This window comes from Candidatus Oscillochloris fontis, from assembly GCF_004138135.1.
Lineage (GTDB): Bacteria > Chloroflexota > Chloroflexia > Chloroflexales > Chloroflexaceae > Oscillochloris > Oscillochloris fontis.
Genome location: NZ_RYFD01000001.1, coordinates 158,299 through 176,999, shown reverse-complemented (window position 1 = coordinate 176,999; position 18,701 = coordinate 158,299). Strand labels below are relative to the sequence as shown.

Here is an 18,701-nt window from a genome sequence, read left to right as displayed (position 1 = left end):
GCACTACTGGGAGCCATAGCGACATGAAGCTCACCCTTAACGTCTGGCGCCAGAAGAAGAATGGCACCGGCGCGTTCAAAACCTATGAAGCCCCCCATGTCAGCCCGGACATGTCCTTTTTGGAGATGTTGGACGTGGTGAATGAGGATCTGATCCTCAAGGGCGAAGATCCGATTGCCTTCGACCATGATTGCCGCGAGGGGATCTGCGGCATGTGTTCGCTGATGATCAATGGTGTGGCGCACGGGCCAAACCAGGGCGTGACCACCTGCCAGTTGCATATGCGCAGCTTCAAGGATGGCGACACGATCACGATTGAGCCGTGGCGTGCCCAGCCCTTCGCGATCATTAAGGATCTGGCGGTGGATCGCGAGGCATTCGACCGCATCATTCAGTCGGGCGGCTTTATTAGTGTCTCGACTGGGTCGGCTCCAGATGCCAGCGCGGTGCAGGTACCCAAGCCGGCGGCGGAACTAGCGATGGATGCGGCGGCCTGTATTGGGTGTGGGGCGTGTGTGGCGGCGTGCCCGAATGCATCGGCGATGCTCTTTGTGGGCGCGAAGATCGCGCACCTGGGCTTCTTGCCGCAGGGGCAGGCCGAGCGTTCGCAGCGGGCGCTGAATATGGTGACGCAGATGGATGCCGAGGGCTTCGGAAGCTGCACCAACATCGGCGAGTGTTCGGCGGTCTGCCCGAAGCAGATCTCGCTGGACGTGATTGCGCGCATGAACCGCGATCTGATCGTGGCGTCGCTCAAGGGGTTGGAGCCGACCGGGTTGGCGGCGAAGACGCTGGAGCAGAAGAAGAAGTAGAGACGCAAGATGTTGCGGCGCGGTAGAGACGCAAGATGTTGCGGCGCGGTAGAGTAGAGACGCAAGATGTTGCGTCTCTACCGCGCCGCGCTGCGCAACACTGCCACGGTCTCTTCGGCGACGCGGCGGTAGGAGAACTGGCTGGCGCGGGCCAAGCCCTGCTCGCGCATATCGGCACTGAGGCGTGAGTCGCTCAGGAGGCGACCGAGCGCCGCCGCCCAACCCAGGACATCATCGGGGTCAACCCGCAGGGCGGCGGGGCCAACCACTTCGGGGAGGCTGCTGGCGTCGCTGACGACCACGGGTGCGCCACAGGCCATGGCCTCTAGGGGTGGCAGGCCGAAGCCTTCATAGCGCGAGGGGAAGGCGAAGGCGGCGCAGGCGCGGTAGAGCAGCGGGCCATCCTCGGTGGGGACGTTGATGCGCTGCACGGCTGATCCCAGTTCCAGATCGCGAATCGTCGCGTCAAGGTCGGGGAAGAGGCGGCGATCCCGGCCCAGCGCACGCCCGGCGATGGCGAGGGTGGCCTGCACGCCCCGCGAACGGAGTAGGGCGAAGGCGCGCAACAGGACGCCGAGGTTTTTGCGCGCATCCAAGCCGCCGACATAGTAGACGAAGGGGCCAGTGATGCCGTAGCGCTGGGCAACTTCGGCGCGGGCAGCCTCGGGATCACCGGGGCTGTACTGGTCGCCAGCGGCGAGCAACACGCTCGTCACGCGGCGGGCGGGCAGCCCCAGGCGCACAATGATGTCATCGCGGCTGGCCTGGGAGAAGGTGAGAATGTGGCTACTGCGGCGCACGGTGCGGCGGACGAGGTGCATATAGGCGCGCACGTGCGGGCCGCCGCGATACTCTGGCAGCACCAGCGGGATAATGTCGCCAACGGTGGTGACGACCGGGATGGGCGAGCGCATGGGCGGAGCAAAGTAGGGAATGAAGAGCACCGCCGAGTCACTGCGGCGTGCGAGGCGACCTGCCGCCGTCGGGAGGGCGATCTGCTCAAAGAAGAGCTTGGCGAGATTACGGTTGATGCGATCAAAGGGGGTGCGCAGCGCAAGGGCGGCAACACCGGGTGGGAGGTCTGGACCAGCAGCATCGGTCGCAGGGCGCAGGAGTAGGTAGCGATGCTGTGGGGCAACTTGGGGCAGCCAGCGCAACAGACCATGGAGGTATTGACCACTCCCGACATTGGGTTGGCCCCAGAAATTCCCGTTAATAAGCACCTGCACGTCTTTGTTTACACTCCTCATTGTGGTTTGACGGGCACACTATACCACGTTCATGGTGCGGTGCAAGTAGGGGCGAAGCATCGCCCGCCACTCTCGTTCGAGTTCCCCTGCTCTATGGCGGGCGATGCTTCGCCCCTACAATGCTAAACCCAATGTTTGGTGTGTGTTGGCGGCTTCGCCGCCAACACACACCAAAAAAAGATCTTCGGGGGCGGCTTCGCCGCCCCCGAACCCCCACCGGAGCACCCGGTAGATGGCCCGCCGGGCCGTCTCTACGTGATTATGGCATGAAAGGCGCGGTTGAATGCCTCTGGGTGTTCCAGATAGGGCGTATGGCCACATTCGGCCAGTACCAGTTCGCGGAAGGTGCCGCCCGCAGCGGCATAGCGTTCGAGAACGCGCCGGGTCTGACTCAGCATCGGTTGGGGTGGGAAGGCGGCTTCCCCCGGCCAACCCGGAACGACACCGAGTTGCCCTAGCGTTCCGATTTCAAACAGGCTGGCATCGCTCACGATCTGATCGTCGGCTCCACGTACCCACAGGATGGGCGGTTTGATCGCCGAAGCTAGGATACGTTCGACACTATCGCCCACATACTTGGGCGACAGGGCATTATTGGGGCCAAAGCGCCCCGGCGCGATGCCGGGCCAATGTTCGCTCGCCACCTTATCGCCAGGGTGGTTGTCGGGGCGCACCTTGATACTGAGCAACCCGGAGAGCAGTTCCTCCTCGCGTGCCGGGCGGAAGGGCGGCTTCCAGTAGTAGGTGTTCATAATCACGCGGGGGGCGGTCTTTGGCTCATCCTCACTCCGATCCCCCGCACCTTCGCGGCGCACAAACTCGGCACTCACCAAGCCCGCGCCTGAACCGGCATAGTCGGGCCAACAGGGGCTACCAGCTACATCCTTGGTGCCGCCAAAGCCGTAGGGCGAACCCGGTGCCGCCAGGGTGACACTGAGCAGCCGTTCGGGGGCGGCGGCCAGCAGCGCCCAGCAGACCGAGCCACCCAGCGAGTGACCGATCACGTGGAAGTGTTCCGCATCGAGTGTGTCCATCAGGCCAAGCAGATCATCTACCCAATCGCGGCAGCCGCGTGTTGCATCAATCGGCTTGAACTCGGTATCGCCATAGCCGCGCAGATCGGGGGCGATGGCGCGAAAGGTGGCGGGCAGCGCCAACATCGTCTCTTCCCAGTAGGTGGCGCAGGAGTTATTGCCGTGGATGAAGAGGACGGGAATGCCATCGTCGGGGCCACTGTTGCGCACATGGATCGCTAGGCGTGGAGTTGTGACCATCTGTGCGCTGATTCCGGGCATCAAGGGGATGCTACTCATATGGACTCCTCGGCTGGAACATACATCTGATGCAACGTCTTTTTATCCAACTTACCCGCTGCTGTCTTGGGCAAGGCCGCAGCCAGAATGATCCGTTTGGGGAGTTTGAAGCGTGCGAGGCGCGCCCCGGCATAGGCGAGGAGATCATCGGGTGTGAGCGTCATCTGGGGGCGGGCGACCACCACGGCCCAACCGACCTCGCCCCAATGCGGGTCGGGGGCGGGGATGAGCGCCACCTCGGCCACCGCTGGGTGCCCCGCCAAGACACTCTCCACCTCGGCGGGGTAGATGTTCTCGCCACCAGAGATAATGACATCCTTGAGCCGCCCGACAATCGTGTAGTAGCCCTCAGCATCGCGCAGCGCCAGATCGCCGGTGTGGAGCCAGCCATCCACGATGGTGCGCGCCGTCTCATCGGGGCGGCCCCAGTAGCCCTTGCAGACGTGTGGCCCCCGGATGAGCAGTTCGCCGACTTGGTTGGGGCCAAGCTCGTGGCCACTTGAATCGGCGATGCGCACATCCACAAAGAAGAGCGGGAAGCCGACCGCGCCTGGTTTGCGTTGCACATCGGCGGTGGGCAACCAAAAGGTGTTGGGGCCAGCCTCGGTCAGACCATAGCCGGTCTTGAAATCCAGCCCGCGCCGCCAAAACTCCTCGAAGACGGGGAGCGGACAGGGGGCACCGCCACTGATGAGTAGCTTGAGGCGCGAGAGATCGGCCTCGGCCCAGCGCGGGTGCTGCTGCATGGCAATGAACATGGTGGGCACGCCAAAGTGGATCGTCACCCCGGCATGGGCAATCAGATCGAAGACCTGATGAACCTCAAAGCCCTTGCAGACTATCGAACAGCCACCGACCAGCACGAGCGGCGCGGTAAAGACATTCAGCCCACCGGTATGGAAGAGCGGAGCGTTGAGGATCGCCACATCATCGGGCGTCAGCCCCCAACTGGCCACCGTATTGACCGCGTTGGCGGCGATACTCCCGTGGGTCAAGACGGCACCCTTGGGAATACCGGTTGTCCCGCCGGTATAACAGATCACCCAGGGGTCATCGCGGTTCAGTTCGAGCGGCTCGATCTCCGCCGGGAAGGATTGGCGCGCCAGCACCAGCCCCGGCTCCAGATCGATCCAGTGCTGCACCGACGATGGATAGACGTGCAGTTGGGCAACCACTTCAGCAAATTCGACACCATAGAGCAACACGATGGGCGTCGCATCCGTAAGGAGCGCAAGCAACTCCGCCGCAGTCAGGCGGTAGTTGAGCGGCTGCATAATCGCGCCCAGCTTGGCACACGCAAACCAGACATCTAGATAGGTCAGAGAATTGAAGGCCAGTACCGCCACTCGGTCGCCACGTGCCACGCCCAAACTGCGCAGGTAGTTTGCCGTCCGTCCGGCGCGAGCGTCCCACTCCCGATAGGTTATCGGGGCCAGATCGGCCTCTGCATCGCGCAGAGCTACCTTCTCCGGCGTTAGCAGCGCCCGACGACGCAGCCAATCACCGAGAAACATCTGCATCGGTGTACCTCCTGTTGGTCGTCTTCGCGGGGGAGGAGCGGGGTCTCGGACGGTATTATACCATTCTCGCTCTGTGGTACCATAGCTCAAGATCATAACTGTTCACACTTGGGGGAAACCGAATCCTCGTGTTGACGCAAAGGCGCAAAGACGCAAAGGTTTTGATGGAGCCTATAGTGAGAGCTTTGCGCCTTGGCGTCTTTGCGTCAACACCGGGATGCTAGGAGAAGTGTGATGAGTTGTAGAATTTTTTGCATTATGGACGGGAGCAGTTATGTCCACCATCCACGCCGCCGAGCGCGTGCGCAGTTTCGGTACCTCGATCTTTGCTGAGGTGAGTGCGTTGGCCACCCAGCACGCAGCGGTCAATCTTGGGCAGGGTTTCCCCGACTTTGCCGGGCCGGAGTGGCTGAAGGTCGCCGCAATTGAGGCGATTGATGCCGATCTCAACCAGTACGCGCCCTACCTCGGTCTGCCGCGCTTGCGTGAGGCGATAGCGGCGACGTGGCAGGCGAATGGCTGGCGTGCGGTTGATCCCCATCATGAAGTCACGATCACGAGTGGGGCAACCGAGGCGCTCTTTGCTGCTACTCAAGCCCTGATCAATCCGGGCGATGAGGTGATTATCTTTGAACCCTTCTACGACGCTTATGTGCCGGATGTGGTGATGGCCGGGGGTGTCCCGCGCTATGTACGCATGCGCCCGCCCCATGCCGACGGCCCGCAGACGTGGTATGTTGATCCCGCCGAACTAGCGGCTGCCTTCTCGCCGCGCACGCGGCTGCTCTTCCTCAATAGCCCACACAACCCGACGGGTAAGGTCTTTACGCGGGCGGAACTGGAGCAGATCGCCGCGCTCTGTATCGAACATGAGGTGCTGGTGATCGCCGACGAGGTGTATGATCAGATCATCTTTGAACCGTGCCAGCACATTCCCATCGCCACCCTGCCGGGAATGTGGGAGCGCACCTTGACGATCAACAGCACCGGCAAGACCTTCAGCCTGACCGGCTGGAAGATTGGCTATGTGGTAGCCGCGCCGGAGTTGAGCGCCGCGTTGCGTGCGGCGCACCAGTGGATCACTTTTGCGACCGCGACGCCCTTGCAGGCGGCGGTGGCGGTGGGCTTGGAGCGGGCGGCGGGGCGCGGGTATTACGAGCAGTTGCGGGTTGAATATGTCGAGCGGCGCGAGGTGTTGCGCCAGGTGTTACACGATGTCGGTTTGCCGCCATTGCCGGTTGAGGGCAGTTACTTCATGCTGGCCGACATCAGCCAGACCCCGCTCGGCAATGACCGCGACTTTTGCCGCTGGTTGACCAGTGAGGTGGGGGTGGCGGCGATCCCGCTCTCGGCCTTCTACGCCAACGATCAGGATCTGCCCTTGCTGGTTCGTTTCTGTTTTGCAAAGAAATTGGAGACCCTGCGCGCAGCGGCGGGTCGCTTGGAGGTGATGAATCACTAACCGTTCACACGTGGGGTAGACAGCATTCTCTTCTTGACGCCAAGGCGCAAAGATTTGGATCGGGGTCTAGCTTGAAGGCTTTGCGCCTTGGCGTCTTTGCGTCAAAACCTGTAGTAGGAGTAACTATTCACACTTGGGGTAAAGGAAGCTTCTGATTGACGCAAAGGCGCAAAGACGCGAAGGTTTTATTGAAGGCTTTGCGCCTCTGCGTCTTTGCGTCAAAACCGGAATGCTAGGAGAAGTGTGAACAGTTACTAGTAGGAGGGATAGTATGGAGCAGCAGTTAGAGGAACTCAAACGGCGGTTAGGCGAAGTCTTCGATCTGCAAATGGTCGGAGCGCTCTTGGGGTGGGACCAGAGCACCTATATGCCTGCGGGCGGCGCTGAGGCACGCGGGCGGCAGATGGCGACTATCGGGCGGATCGCCCACCAGAAAGCCACCGACGAGGAGATCGGGGCGTTGTTGGAGGATTTGCAGCCCTATGCGGAGAGCCTCGACGCCGACGCGGATGACGCGGCGCTGATTCGGGTGGCACGGCGTACCTACGAGCAGCAGGTGCGCATTCCTGAGGATCTGATCGGCGAGATGTTGGCGCATAGTGCGGCCAGTTACGATGCCTGGACACGCGCCCGCCCGGCGAACGATTTTGCTGCTGTGCGCCCGCTGCTGGAGCGCACACTCGATCTGAGTCGCCGGATTGCCAACTGTTTCCCTGGTTATCAGCACATCGCCGATCCGCTGATTGATATGAGCGACTATGGCATGCGTGCTGAGACAGTGCGAGCGATCTTTACCCAGTTGCGGGCGGAACTGGTGCCACTGGTGCAGGCGATTACCGCGCAGGCTCCGGCCAATGATGTCTGTCTGCACCGCCACTACCCAGCGGCGCAGCAGAAGGCATTTGGTGAGCAGATCATCCGCGCCTTTGGCTATGACTTTGAGCGCGGGCGTCAGGATCTGACCCACCACCCCTTCATGACCAAGTTCTCGTTGGGGGATGTGCGCATCACCACGCGCTACAACGAGCATGATCTGAGCGACGGCCTGTTCAGCACGCTGCACGAGTCGGGGCATGCCATGTACGAGCAGGGCATCAAGCGCACCTTCGAGGGCACCCCGTTGGCTAACGGCACCTCAGCGGGTGTCCACGAGAGCCAATCGCGGTTGTGGGAGAACCTAGTGGGGCGCTCGCGCAGTATGTGGGAGTTCTACTACCCGCAGTTGCAGGCGGCCTTCCCCGCGCAGCTTGCCGATACCCCGCTCGACACCTTCTACCGGGCGATCAACAAGGTGCAGCGCTCGCTCATCCGCACCGATTCGGATGAAGTGACCTACAACCTGCACGTGATGATTCGCTTCGATCTGGAACTGGCGTTGCTAGAGGGTAGCCTGGAGGTGAAGGATCTGCCAGAGGCGTGGAACACACGCTACCGCGAGGATCTGGGCATTACCCCGCCCAACGACAGCAACGGGGTACTTCAGGATGTCCACTGGTTTAGTGGGCCAATCGGTGGGGCATTCCAGGGCTATACGTTGGGCAACATCATGAGTGCGCAGTTCTTTGCGGCGGCCTGCGCCGCCCAGCCCACGATTGAGTCGGAGATCAGCCAGGGTGAGTTTGGGACGCTGCATGGTTGGTTGCAGCGGCAGATCTACACGCATGGCAGCAAGTTCACCACCGACGAACTGCTCCAGCGCACCACTGGCGGGCCGCTGGACATTGGCCCGTATATGGCGTACCTGCGCAAGAAGTACGGGGCGATGTATCAGATCGGGTAGGGGCGCGTCGTGATGCGCCTCCGCGTTATGTATCCGCAGATTGCGCAGATTGCGCAGATTATTCCGGTTGTTCATCGCCGAGAACGCGGAGGGGCGCGTCGTGATGCGCCTCCGCGTTATGTATCCGCAGATTGCGCAGATTACGCAGATTATTCCGGTTGTTCACCGCTGAGGACGCAGAGGAACCGGGTAGAGACGGCCCGGCGGGCCGTCTCCGTGCATTTGGCCCCCTCCCAATGCCCCCCGGACGCCGGTAGAGACGGCCCGCTGGGCCGTCTCCGTGCATTTGGGTGACACCGATGATTAACCGCCGAGGACGCGGAGGGACGCAGAGGAAGAATCCCACGGCACGCCGCCCATCGCCCACCATATGACTAGGAAGAATCATTCTGGGCAATCCGCGAATCATCAGCGGAGGGTAGTGCCTCATTGCCTACAAGACTTTGCTCAATGACTGCAAGGCTTTGCTGGCATGTCTGGATATGTGGGTGATTGGATGGAAGTCGCAACTTCAAAATGTCCAAAGCACGGCGCATCAGATCAGCAGCCGCTGCGTAGTCGCCCACCGCATAGAAGAGCATGGCCAAGTTGTTGAGGCTTTGGGCGGTAGCGGGATGGGTCGAACCGAGGGTTGTCTCATAGATCGCCAGGGCGCGTTCGGAAAGCGGGCGTGCCGCCGCATAGTCGCCCTGTGCCCGAAAGATTTCGGCGAGGTTGTTCAGGCACAGAGCAGTATGGGGATGGGTCGGACCAAGGGTCGCTTCCCAGATCGCCAGGGCACGCTCGAAGAACGGGAGCGCCGCCGCATAGTCGCCCTGCGACCGGAAGATTTCGGCGAGGTTGTTCAGGCACAGAGCAGTATGGGGATGGGCTGGGCCGAGGGTCACTTCCCAGATCGCTAGGGCACGCTCGAAGAGCGGGTACGCCGCTGCGTAGTCGCCCACCGCATAGAAGATTATGGCCAAGTTGTTGAGGCTTTGGGCGGTAGCGGGATGGGTCGAACCGAGGGTTGTCTCATAGATCGCCAGGGCGCGTTCGGAAAGCGGGCATGCCGTCGTGTGGTTCCCCATCGCCCGGAAGAGTTCGGCCAAGTTGCTGAGGCTGGCGGCCGTCTGGGGATGGGTCGGGCCAAGGGTCGCTTCCCAGATCGCTAGGGCACGCTCGTAGAATGGGAGTGCCGCTGTGTAGTCGCCCACCGCTTGCAGGATCAAAGCCAAATTGTTGAAACTGGTAGCAGTAGTGGGATGGGTCGAGCCAAAAGTCGCCTCGTGGATCACCAGGGCACGTTCGTAGAGCGGTCGCGCCGCCGCGTAGTCGCCCACTGCATAGAAGAGTCCGGCCAAATTGTTCAGACTTTCGGCGGTATCAGGATGGCTGGACTCCAGCGTCTGTTCGCGGATGGCCAAGGCACGCTTCAGCAACGGGAGCGCCGACGGGTAATCTCCTTGATCTTGTATGATCATACCAAGTGCATTCAGACTGCTCGCAAGAATTGGATTGTTTGGCCCATGTTGTTGTTCATCAATCTCTACTACTTGTTCCAAGACTTGCCGTGCCTCGTTATACGCACCGAGATCCCAAAAAAGCCCGCCAAGATTCTGTAATATATTGGCACGATCCTCTAGGTTATCCTGATCATGTAGCTCTAACAATCCAAGAGCCTGCTCAAATAGATAGCGTGCATTGTCAAAATCACCTACCAGATTAAGGCAACGTCCTGCTTCGTTGCAGAGGTGATAACCATTAGGGGTTTGTGTAGCTATGGCATGTTCAGTTACAGCGAGTATGTGATGCTGAATTTCTATTGCAGCAGTGGCATTTTGCTGCTGTATCAACATATCTGCGAGATACAAGATCAGTTTTGCCACAGCGTTGTGTGCCTCATCCATGGTGCCTACCTGCTCAACAAACCGGCGCACCAAGCGGTGCATACGCAATGTATGCACTTCAACGGACTCCAATAAGCCCAGCGCAACCAGACGCAGCAGCCCTTTCTCGGCCTGGCGCTGTACACTGCGGTCGCCTTCGGCGATCTCCAGTGCCGCGACCAGCAGATCACGCGGGATAGGTTCACCTGGAGCAAGGCAGGCGGCACGGGCCAGCATCCGGAGGGCTAGGGTATCTACCGGATTGCTAGGGGCAAGTTGGTTATAACTCAGGGCGAAGGTGCGCGCCACATGCAGATCATGGTTAGTAGTTGAGTGCGTAACATCAATCCCCTTCAGCGCGTCGTGGTTAAGCAGGTGCTGATCGCGCAGTTCGGCCAGAAAATCGGCTGGGTCACCAAAAATAGAGCTATGCTGGTAGGTCTCCAAAAAGCTCCCGGCCAAATGGAGTGCGAGCGGGAGATCGCCCAATTCTTCGGCGATCTCATTGAACACTGGGTTATCCTCGTCTACGTCGGGGCGGTGTTTGTGCAGCAGGGTGATGCTTTCATACCGACTAAGGATTCCTAGCGGAAGCACCGTTATTCCCAGGCTGCGGCTCCAGGTCGCCTTACGACTCGTCACCAGTACCCGGCACCCGCCGCTCTTTGGTCGCCATTGCGCAAGCAGCGCCTCGTCCTCGCAGTTGTCGAAGATCAGCAGGCGCGGTAGCGCTTCCTGCCACGCGGCGAATACCCGCTGCACCTGCTCGTCCATTTTGAGGTCGGCAAAACCAGGGAGATCGAGGGCCATTCCACAGGCGGCGATCTCGCCGGGAACGCCAGCAGGGTCGGCAAAGCTAAGCCAGAAGACACCGCCAACAAAGAACTGCCCGTAGCGGTGGGCAAACTCGGTGGCGAGGTTGGTCTTGCCGATACCACCTAGCCCGGTGGCAACGGCGACCTGGCCAATCGCGGCGGTCACGCCCTCCTTGAGCATCGCTGCCAGCCAGCGGAGATCATCACCGCGCCCGACAAAGTGCGGGTTGCGGCTGAAGGGCATGCGCGAGCCGAAGGGTAACGGAGCCACATCGGGGATGGTGTCGAGGGGCATGGATGCCAGGATCGCCTGGGGGTCTACGTTACGCATCTCCGCTGCCACCCACAGCCGCCCATCCGTCCGCAGCCAGAGCGTCGCCTGCCACCAGGGCTGGTCTGGCCCCAGGGCGGTACGCGCCGCCGCCAGCGCCCGGTCAATCTGGCCATCGCGGCGCACCTCGCGGATGAGCGCGGGCAACAGCACCTTGACCGTACTCATGGCCACGTTGCCTTGGAAACCGAGCACCGCCGGGATGCCAACCTGGGCCAGTGCTGGCCCCAATGCCTGAAGCGTGTCGGTGTAGCCGCGCCCGGCACTCTGGCAACTCAAGAGCGCCAGTAGCAGCGGGCGCGCCGACAGACGCGCCACGCCCTGCACCACCTCTGAGCCATCCACCTGATGGGCCGTGCCGTCCTCCTGTTCCAGCCAAAGGATCGGCTGGCGGTTACGCAACGTCCCGTGGGCGATGAGCAGCACCAACGGTGGCGCATCACCCAGGTGGCGCAGCAGATTGGCCAGTGTCGCCCGCCCCACCGCATCGGGGTGATCCGCCAGAATACGCAGTGGAATAGCACCGAGGGCAGTGCGTACCCGCGCCACCTCACCATCCACGTCCACCTCGGCCAGCTTGAAGCGTTCCAAGTCGGACGGATTGGCCACCAGCACCAACGCCCAGAGATCGGGGCGGGGCAGCAGGCGCACCGGCGTCAGATCGGAACTCGCAAGCGTGCGCACCAGGCGCACCCGCTGATGGAGCGCAAGCGGGTCGTCGCTCTGCGGATCGGCCAGCGTCTCCCACCGAATCGCATGAAGATCTGGATCAGCGGCATCAAGATGGAGCCGCAGTTGCAGATCCCCCGTGGCGGCATAGGCGCGGGCTTGGAGCCACGCCGTGCGCACCTGCGGATCGGCGAAGAGTTGCGCTGCCAGCAAACGCCCGTAGCGTGCAGAGTCATTCTGCACTGCCAGCAGAGCCTCGGTATCCAGGACGAACGAACGCTGGGATGCCAGTTGGCTCGCAGCATCACTCTGATCGCTGCGCACATCCATATCCACCCAGCGGGTACCATCGGTATGCCTGCGGATCGTCAGGGTGAGCGTAGTAAGTGGCATAGCCCCCTCGTTCGATCAGAGCACGGATCTGTGCGTATGATAGCATAGGCTTACCCCGGTTATTCACCGCCGAGGAGGCGGAGGGACGCAGAGAAAGAACCGTAGGGGCGCATCGTGATGCGCCCCCGCGTTATGTATCCGCAGATTGCGCAGATTATTCCGGCTGTTCACCGCAGAGAACACAGAGGTACGCAGAGGATGTACACTTTGGTCTCCCCTCTGCGTACCTCTGTGTTCTCTGCGGTAGAAGAATATGACCCCGATTTTTAACCGCCGAGGGGCGCGGAGGTGCGCAGAGGAAGAAAACGTAGGGGCGCGTCGTGATGCGCCCCCGCCCGTGTGCCCCACCCTACCCATGGGCGCACCGCGACGCGCCCCTACCCGATAACCACCTCTTCATAGGTACCCACACCAACCCGTTGAACAGCCGCTTGAACAGCATCAAGATGTATCTGTATCTTAGGCCAAGATGTGGAGCAAAGCACCAAAATCGCGATGCGACGGGTACTCAGGTTTTGTTGGTATCGGAGATTCTGATCGGTTGTAATAAGCAGGTCAATACCAACTAATTCAGCTTGTGCGAGAAGTTGACCATTGGTAAGTTCCGCCCATCCACGTTCATAGGTTGTGGTAACTATGTGAGTGCCGAGGTATCTTCGAAGCGGGACAGGCGTGCCTTGATCAAAGAGAATGTTCATGCTGCTGCCCGTATACTCAACACCGCAACTTCGTAGTCGAGTACTGCTTCCACATCAACCCGTTGGACACCGGGGAACCATTCAAGAAATTGGTTTATGGTTGCGCCATCGCGCAGGTTCTCAAACAACGCTGCAACCGGAACTCGTGTTCCCCGAAAGACCCATGCGCCACTTACAATATCAGGGTGTGATTCGACGGCTGCAAGATGTCTCCATGCTTCTTTCATCGAATGCCTCCTTATGATTTAAATCTATTGTAGCATGTCACCCCCATACAACCCCCGCGCCCGCGCATACACCGCCTCCCAGGTCATCGTCTCGGCGACTCGCGCCCGCCCGATGGCCCCGAAGCTGCGCGCAAGTTCCCGATCTTTCAGCAGGCGCTCGATGCTCCCCGCCAGGGCTGCCACATCCCCAAACGGGACGAGTAGCCCATCTACGCCGTGGCGGATGACCGCCGGGACGCCGCCAGCATTGGCTCCAATCACCGGCACGCCGTAGCACCACGCCTCTAGGTAGGCGATGCCGAAGCTGTCGGTGCGCGAGGGCTGGGCGTAGATGTCGGCGGCGGCTAGCGCGTCGTGACGCACCGCATCGCTCACATAGCCCAGCACGCGGGTCTGGCGGCGTTCGGCTTCAGAAAGGCTGGCATAGAAGGTCTCGAAGTGCCCCAAGAGCGGCCCACACTGCACCCACGTCACCTGGATACCCGCCGCCCACAAGCGCCGCATAGCCTCCAACACATGTACCGTCCCCTTATCGTAGGCGGCGGCTCCCAGGCTCAGCACGATAGGCCCGCTGATAGCGTGGGTCTGGCGGAAACGCGCCGCATCGCCCCCGGCCAACTCCGCCGGTGTCACCCCGGCACCGACCGTATGCACGCGGGCCGGTTGTAGGCCGCGTGCGAGCAGAAAATCGCGTTCGAGATCGGTCATGGTGGCCACGGCATCACACTGGCGCAGCAGATCGATCTGGTGCGGCATGCTGTAGTAGCGCACAATCTGCGGGTTGCCCGGTTCGCCCAGATGCACAAAGGGGGTACAGATGTGGCGAATCCGGCGCTGTTTGGCCCACTGCGCCACGGGCAGGATGGCAAAATCGAGCGTAATGTTGGTGGTATGGACTACCGCCACATCGGCCAGATCGGGGTTGGTGGCGAGGTAGTTCTGGAGCGCGGGCAGGCGTGGGGTGAGCGTGGCCATCCGTCGCAGCAGCGGGATGCTCGGACGCCCAGTGCGGCCCAGTTCCAGCATGAGGCGGCGTAGCACCGGGTAGATGATCGCCGGGCCAGGGGCGCGCTGCACCGGGAAGCGCAACACCCGCACCCCACCCAGATCCTCCTCGCGCTCAGTCATCTGGCGCTTGCCGGTGGCCCAAAAATGTTCGAGGTCGAACGCATCGGTCGAGAGTACCGTCACCCGATGGCCCTCACGCGCCAACCGCGCCCCGATCTCAATAAAGTAGCGTGCCGCACCGCTGGCCTGGTGGTAGAGTTGGACAACATGGAGGATGTGCATAGCGTATTCCACATGTGAACAGTTACACTGCCCGCTGCATTTGACGTGGCCCTAGCCCCTACTACCCCCCAATCTGCGACATCCCCCGCAAGGTTGGGCGCACCCCATCGGGCAAGCCGTGGCCCCATGGCTTTGCGCTGACAGCGTCGCGGATGATCTGGGCCAACTCGGCTTGGCTCGCGCCACCCCGCACCGCCGCCCGCAGATCAACCTCATCATCGCGCAGCAGGCAGAGGTGCAAGCGACCTTCGGCAGTCAGACGCATGCGGTTACAGGTGGCACAGAAGGGATCGGTAACCGCACTAATAAACCCAATCTGGCCCGCTGCACCAGGGATACGATAGCAACGTGCGGGATCGTGGGGGTCGTGGCTGAGCAGTTCGAGCGGGCCGAAGTGGGACTCAACCCGCGTGATCAACTCGGCGCTACTGATCACCCCCGCATCGGCCAGACCAGCCACCCCGGTGAGCGGCATCACCTCGATAAAGCGCAGTTCCCAGGGGTAGGTCTGCGTCAGGGCGGCGAGTTGCACCACCTCATCATCATTCATACCGCGCACCACCACCGCATTCAGCTTGATCGGATGCAAGCCCGCAGCGTCAGCGGCACGCACCCCCGCCCAAACTTCATCAAGGCTCCCGCCACCGGTCATGCGGCGGAATTTGTGCGGATCGAGGCTGTCAATACTCATATTGACCCGATCCAGCCCTGCTTGACGCAGCGGTAGTGCCAACTCGTCCAACCGCAGCGCATTGGTGGTCATGGCGATCTGTTCGATCCCAGGAATAGCCTTGATCGCTCGCACCAGATCAACCAAGCCAGGGCGCAGCAGTGGCTCCCCGCCGGTGAGGCGAATCTTACGCAAGCCCACCGCAGCGGCGGCCTGGAGTACGCATATGAGTTCGGCGTTGGTGAGCAGTTCGGGGCGAGGAACAAACTGCATGCCCACAGTGGGCATGCAGTAGACACACCGCATATTACAGCGGTCGGTCAGTGATACTCGGAGGTAATCAATCCGCCGACCATAGCTATCATGGGCGGGTTCACCCAGCGTTGGGTGATCGGGCATGCTGGCACTCCTCTAGGATTGTGCACTCCCTGCGTACTTCATGATCGAAATACGACCAGCGACCTGACGCGCCACTTCGCGGAAGACCTCGGCGTAGGCATCGGGGGCATCACTAATCACAGCGGGATGGCCGCTATCGCCACCGGCACGCACCGCCATCCCCAGCGGGATCTGGCCCAGAAGTGGCACATTCAGTTGGGTTGCCACCCGCTGCGCCCCACCCGAACCGAAGATGTCGTAGCGCGTACCCGTGTCGGGGGCAAGGAAGTAGGCCATGTTCTCGACCACCCCAATCAGGGGCACATTCACCTTCTTGAACATCTCCATCGCCTTGATCACATCAATCGTCGCCACCGTCTGCGGGGTGGTGACAATCACCGCGCCGGTGAGTGGCAGGCTCTGGGCCAAGGTGAGCGCAATATCACCCGTACCGGGGGGCATATCAATAATCAGGTAATCCAACGGTGCCCAGGCCACTTGGTAGAGGAACTGGCGCAACAACTGGCTCACCATTGGCCCGCGCCAGATCACCGGCTGGTTCTCGTCAATCAAAAACCCAACCGAGATCGTCTTGATGCCATAGCCCTCTAGGGGCAACATCACCGCTTGGCCATTCTCATCGCTTACCGCGTTAGGCTGGCCTGTAATCCCCAACATCAGCGGCAGGCTGGGGCCAAAGACATCCGCATCGAGCAGGCCAACACTCGCCCCTTCTTGGGCCAGTGCGACCGCCAAGTTGGCCGCCACGGTACTCTTGCCCACCCCGCCCTTCCCGGCGGCCACGGCGATGACATTCGCCACCCCAGGAATCACGGCCTGCTCCGGAATACCGGCATGCTGGCGTACATTGGCACTAAACTCGACCTTGACCTCCGTCACACCGGGGATGGCGAGTACTGCCGCCTCAACCTCACTACGAATCTGGCCCTTGAGTGGGCAGGCGGGGGTCGTGAGCTCTACCGTAAAGCTGACGACACTACCATCAACCTGCACATTCTTTATCATCCGCCGCGAGACGAGATCGCCGCCGAGCTCCGGTTCTTGCACACGGCTCAACGCGGCAAGTACCTGCTGCTCGCTGATCTGCTGGCCCATGGTTACTCCTCGATCACAAAAAATGACAAAAGGCCGGGGAGCGATTACTCACCCGGAGCCTCTACCTACTGCATTCTATTATAGCAGGTTTGGTTTCTCTGTGGCGTCTGGGGAGGCTTCGCCACCAGGGCATGTGCAAAGTTCTTGGGGCTACGCCCCAAACCCCATTTTTGGTATGTTTTGGCGGCTTCGCCGCCAAAACATACCAAAAAATATCTTCGGGGGCGGCTGCGCCGCCCCCGAACCCCCACCGGAGGTGACATGACCCATACCCCGAATAGGCCCATGCTATACTGATAGCATAGTTACCCCCACACCCAAAGGAGGTTCCTATGCCCACACCCTTTCCTGGTATGGACCCTTGGTTGGAGCATCCGATCATCTGGCCGGATGTGCATAACAGTCTGATTGTTGCTTTGCGAGATGCAATTGCCCCACCACTACGGCCACGCTACTATGTCTCCATTGAGGAACGCACCTACCTGATCGAGCCGAGCGATCTGGTCTTTACGGGGCGGGCGGATGTGGCAGTGGTGGGGCCGGGGTATGCGCAGGCGCTTCAGTATGCGGCCAAGGCTGAAACAAGTGGGATGGTCGAGATGTCCGATCTGATGCGCGAGACCTACTTGGAGGTGCGTGCTTCGGCGACCGGGAATGTGGTGACGATGCTGTAACTGCTCTCACCGACCAACAAGCGCCCTGGTGAGGGGCGCAAGCAGTATCTGCGCAAGCGCGATGCGGTGGTGAGTTCGCTGACGCATCTGGTGGAGGTGGATCTTTTGCGGGCGGGTGAGCCGATGCCCATGTCGGGCTGGAATGACCGCAGCGACTATCGGATCTTGATCAGTCGGGGCAATAAGCGCCCCCGCTCGCTGCTCTTACCCTTTAGTGTGCGCCAGCCAATCCCGACCTTCCACCTGCCGCTGTTGCCCAACGATACCGAGCCGCTGGTAGATCTGGGGCCGCTTCTGCACGCGCTGTATGATCGTAGCGGCTACGATCTGCGCCTCGACTACAAACGCCCCCCCGAACCGCCCCTGGACGAAGCCGATACGGCATGGGCCGAGGAGATTCTGCGTGCGGTGTGACTTTCCGATTTTGACGCCAAGACGCCAAGGCGCAAAGCCTACAACAAAACCTTTGCGTCTTGGCGTCAACCTGATTACCCCCATCGTGACTTAATACAACCCCTGCAACTCCGGGTTGCGCCGCAGCCGCACCAGGATGTTGCGCTTGATCGCATACACCTCGCTGATGTCGCTAAAGAGATCGCCGCGCTCGGCAAAGATATCGCCCGGCTTCATTCCCAACAGGAACGAGCTACGCACAATCACCCGCTCGGCCTCATTCTGCAACAACCCGTCAATCAACTTCCAAAACTCCACCCGGCTGACCCGCTCGGTAGCCTCTTCATCGGCGTGCGAGAACTTCTGGTTGTTCCAGTTGATGCTCTCTTCGGGCAGAATATCGGCGTAGGATTGGGCACGGGCACTATCAATCACCACACAACTGGCGCAGCGGCGCAGGTAGTTGAGCAGCGCAGCCAGCGTCGGGAAGGAGCCGAAACGCTCGGCGGGAATGGCACGCCAGAAGCGCGTGAAGGCCGCACTCACAAAGAAATCGCTGGTCTCGCCACTCACCGTAAAGGCTCCCGTGCGGCGTACCCAATGTTCGACCAACTGGAAGTAGTGCTGGTAGACCTGCTCCCAAGCATCTTCGTTGCGCTCGACCAAGGCGCGGCGGAAGAGCTCATAGGCAAAGCGCGGATCGTACTCCTGGTGATCGTAGAAGAGCCGACTCTCGACCGCACAATGGCGCATCAGGGCACCAAGATCCATCCGGCTGAGGTCGTCCCCGTTGCTGCGGCGGGTGCCGCTCGGCACGGCGGTAATGGGGGCTACACTCATCATCTGCGTCATATCGGGCCTCCTACTGGTGTGGATGTGTCGGCTACGTCTTGCTTCTGCTACAACCAGCCTACTCCGCACGACCCGCTTTTTAGAGGTTCATTACCTGCCGAAGACCTGACGAAATGAGGAGGTTCCGGTTATGCCGTTATCTGCTATCATGGGACTGTAGGGGCGAAGCATCGCCCTCCAACCAAGTTCG

At 61.0% G+C, this 18,701-nt stretch carries 12 protein-coding genes and 1 pseudogene; 4 read left to right on the top strand and 9 right to left on the bottom strand.

What is annotated here, in order from left to right; all coding sequences use genetic code 11:
• Positions 1-23 precede the first annotated feature (23 nt).
• Positions 24-812 carry a succinate dehydrogenase/fumarate reductase iron-sulfur subunit gene (locus EKD03_RS00705; RefSeq protein WP_129626259.1) on the top strand — a complete coding sequence of 263 codons (789 nt, stop codon included), beginning with the start codon at positions 24-26 and terminating at the stop codon, positions 810-812.
• A 77-nt stretch (positions 813-889) separates the two neighbouring features.
• On the opposite strand, the gene EKD03_RS00700 is transcribed toward EKD03_RS00705, so the two are convergent.
• The 3 genes from EKD03_RS00700 to EKD03_RS00690 all read right to left on the bottom strand — a co-directional run bounded on the left by EKD03_RS00700 (position 890) and on the right by EKD03_RS00690 (position 4,895).
• A complete protein-coding gene (locus EKD03_RS00700; RefSeq protein ID WP_129626257.1) occupies positions 890-2,041 on the bottom strand; it encodes a glycosyltransferase family 4 protein in 1,152 nt (383 codons plus the stop codon).
• Between the two features lie 272 nt (positions 2,042-2,313).
• On the bottom strand, positions 2,314-3,375 hold the full coding sequence (locus EKD03_RS00695; RefSeq protein ID WP_129626255.1) for an alpha/beta hydrolase: 1,062 nt from the start codon (positions 3,373-3,375) through the stop codon (positions 2,314-2,316).
• Entirely contained in the window at positions 3,372-4,895 is a 1,524-nt protein-coding gene (locus EKD03_RS00690; RefSeq protein WP_129626253.1) for an acyl-CoA synthetase, read from the bottom strand. Before EKD03_RS00690 ends, EKD03_RS00695 begins: the two co-directional genes overlap by 4 nt.
• A 274-nt stretch (positions 4,896-5,169) precedes the next feature.
• Between EKD03_RS00690 and EKD03_RS00685 the strand changes: the two genes are divergently transcribed.
• Complete coding sequence (locus tag EKD03_RS00685) at positions 5,170-6,357, top strand: methionine aminotransferase (RefSeq protein ID WP_129626251.1); 1,188 nt, start codon at positions 5,170-5,172, stop codon at positions 6,355-6,357.
• 271 nt (positions 6,358-6,628) lie between these two features.
• Entirely contained in the window at positions 6,629-8,137 is a 1,509-nt protein-coding gene (locus EKD03_RS00680; protein WP_129626249.1) for a carboxypeptidase M32, read from the top strand.
• Positions 8,138-8,511: 374 nt separating this feature from the next.
• Here the strand turns inward: EKD03_RS00680 and fxsT are convergent, their stop codons facing one another.
• The 5 genes from fxsT to EKD03_RS00650 all read right to left on the bottom strand — a co-directional run bounded on the left by fxsT (position 8,512) and on the right by EKD03_RS00650 (position 16,592).
• Entirely contained in the window at positions 8,512-12,213 is a 3,702-nt protein-coding gene (fxsT, locus tag EKD03_RS00675; RefSeq protein ID WP_129626247.1) for an FxSxx-COOH system tetratricopeptide repeat protein, read from the bottom strand.
• A gap of 694 nt (positions 12,214-12,907) precedes the next feature.
• Positions 12,908-13,138: a DUF433 domain-containing protein gene (locus EKD03_RS00665; RefSeq protein WP_129626243.1), complete on the bottom strand. Its 231-nt coding sequence runs from the start codon at positions 13,136-13,138 to the stop codon at positions 12,908-12,910.
• A 24-nt stretch (positions 13,139-13,162) separates the two neighbouring features.
• Entirely contained in the window at positions 13,163-14,428 is a 1,266-nt protein-coding gene (locus EKD03_RS00660; RefSeq protein WP_129626241.1) for a glycosyltransferase family 4 protein, read from the bottom strand.
• A 61-nt stretch (positions 14,429-14,489) separates the two neighbouring features.
• Positions 14,490-15,497, bottom strand: coding sequence for a GTP 3',8-cyclase MoaA (gene moaA, locus EKD03_RS00655; RefSeq protein ID WP_129626239.1), 1,008 nt, complete (start codon positions 15,495-15,497; stop codon positions 14,490-14,492).
• A 12-nt stretch (positions 15,498-15,509) separates the two neighbouring features.
• Positions 15,510-16,592 (bottom strand): Mrp/NBP35 family ATP-binding protein, encoded by a 1,083-nt coding sequence (locus tag EKD03_RS00650; RefSeq protein WP_129626237.1) that lies wholly within the window; start codon positions 16,590-16,592, stop codon positions 15,510-15,512.
• Between the two features lie 332 nt (positions 16,593-16,924).
• On the opposite strand from EKD03_RS00650, the pseudogene EKD03_RS00645 reads away from it, so the two are divergent.
• A pseudogene (locus EKD03_RS00645) lies at positions 16,925-17,680 on the top strand (DUF4058 family protein).
• Between the two features lie 90 nt (positions 17,681-17,770).
• Here EKD03_RS00645 and EKD03_RS00640 read toward each other — a convergent pair.
• Entirely contained in the window at positions 17,771-18,511 is a 741-nt protein-coding gene (locus EKD03_RS00640) for a sigma-70 family RNA polymerase sigma factor (protein ID WP_129626235.1), read from the bottom strand.
• Positions 18,512-18,701: the final 190 nt, after the last annotated feature.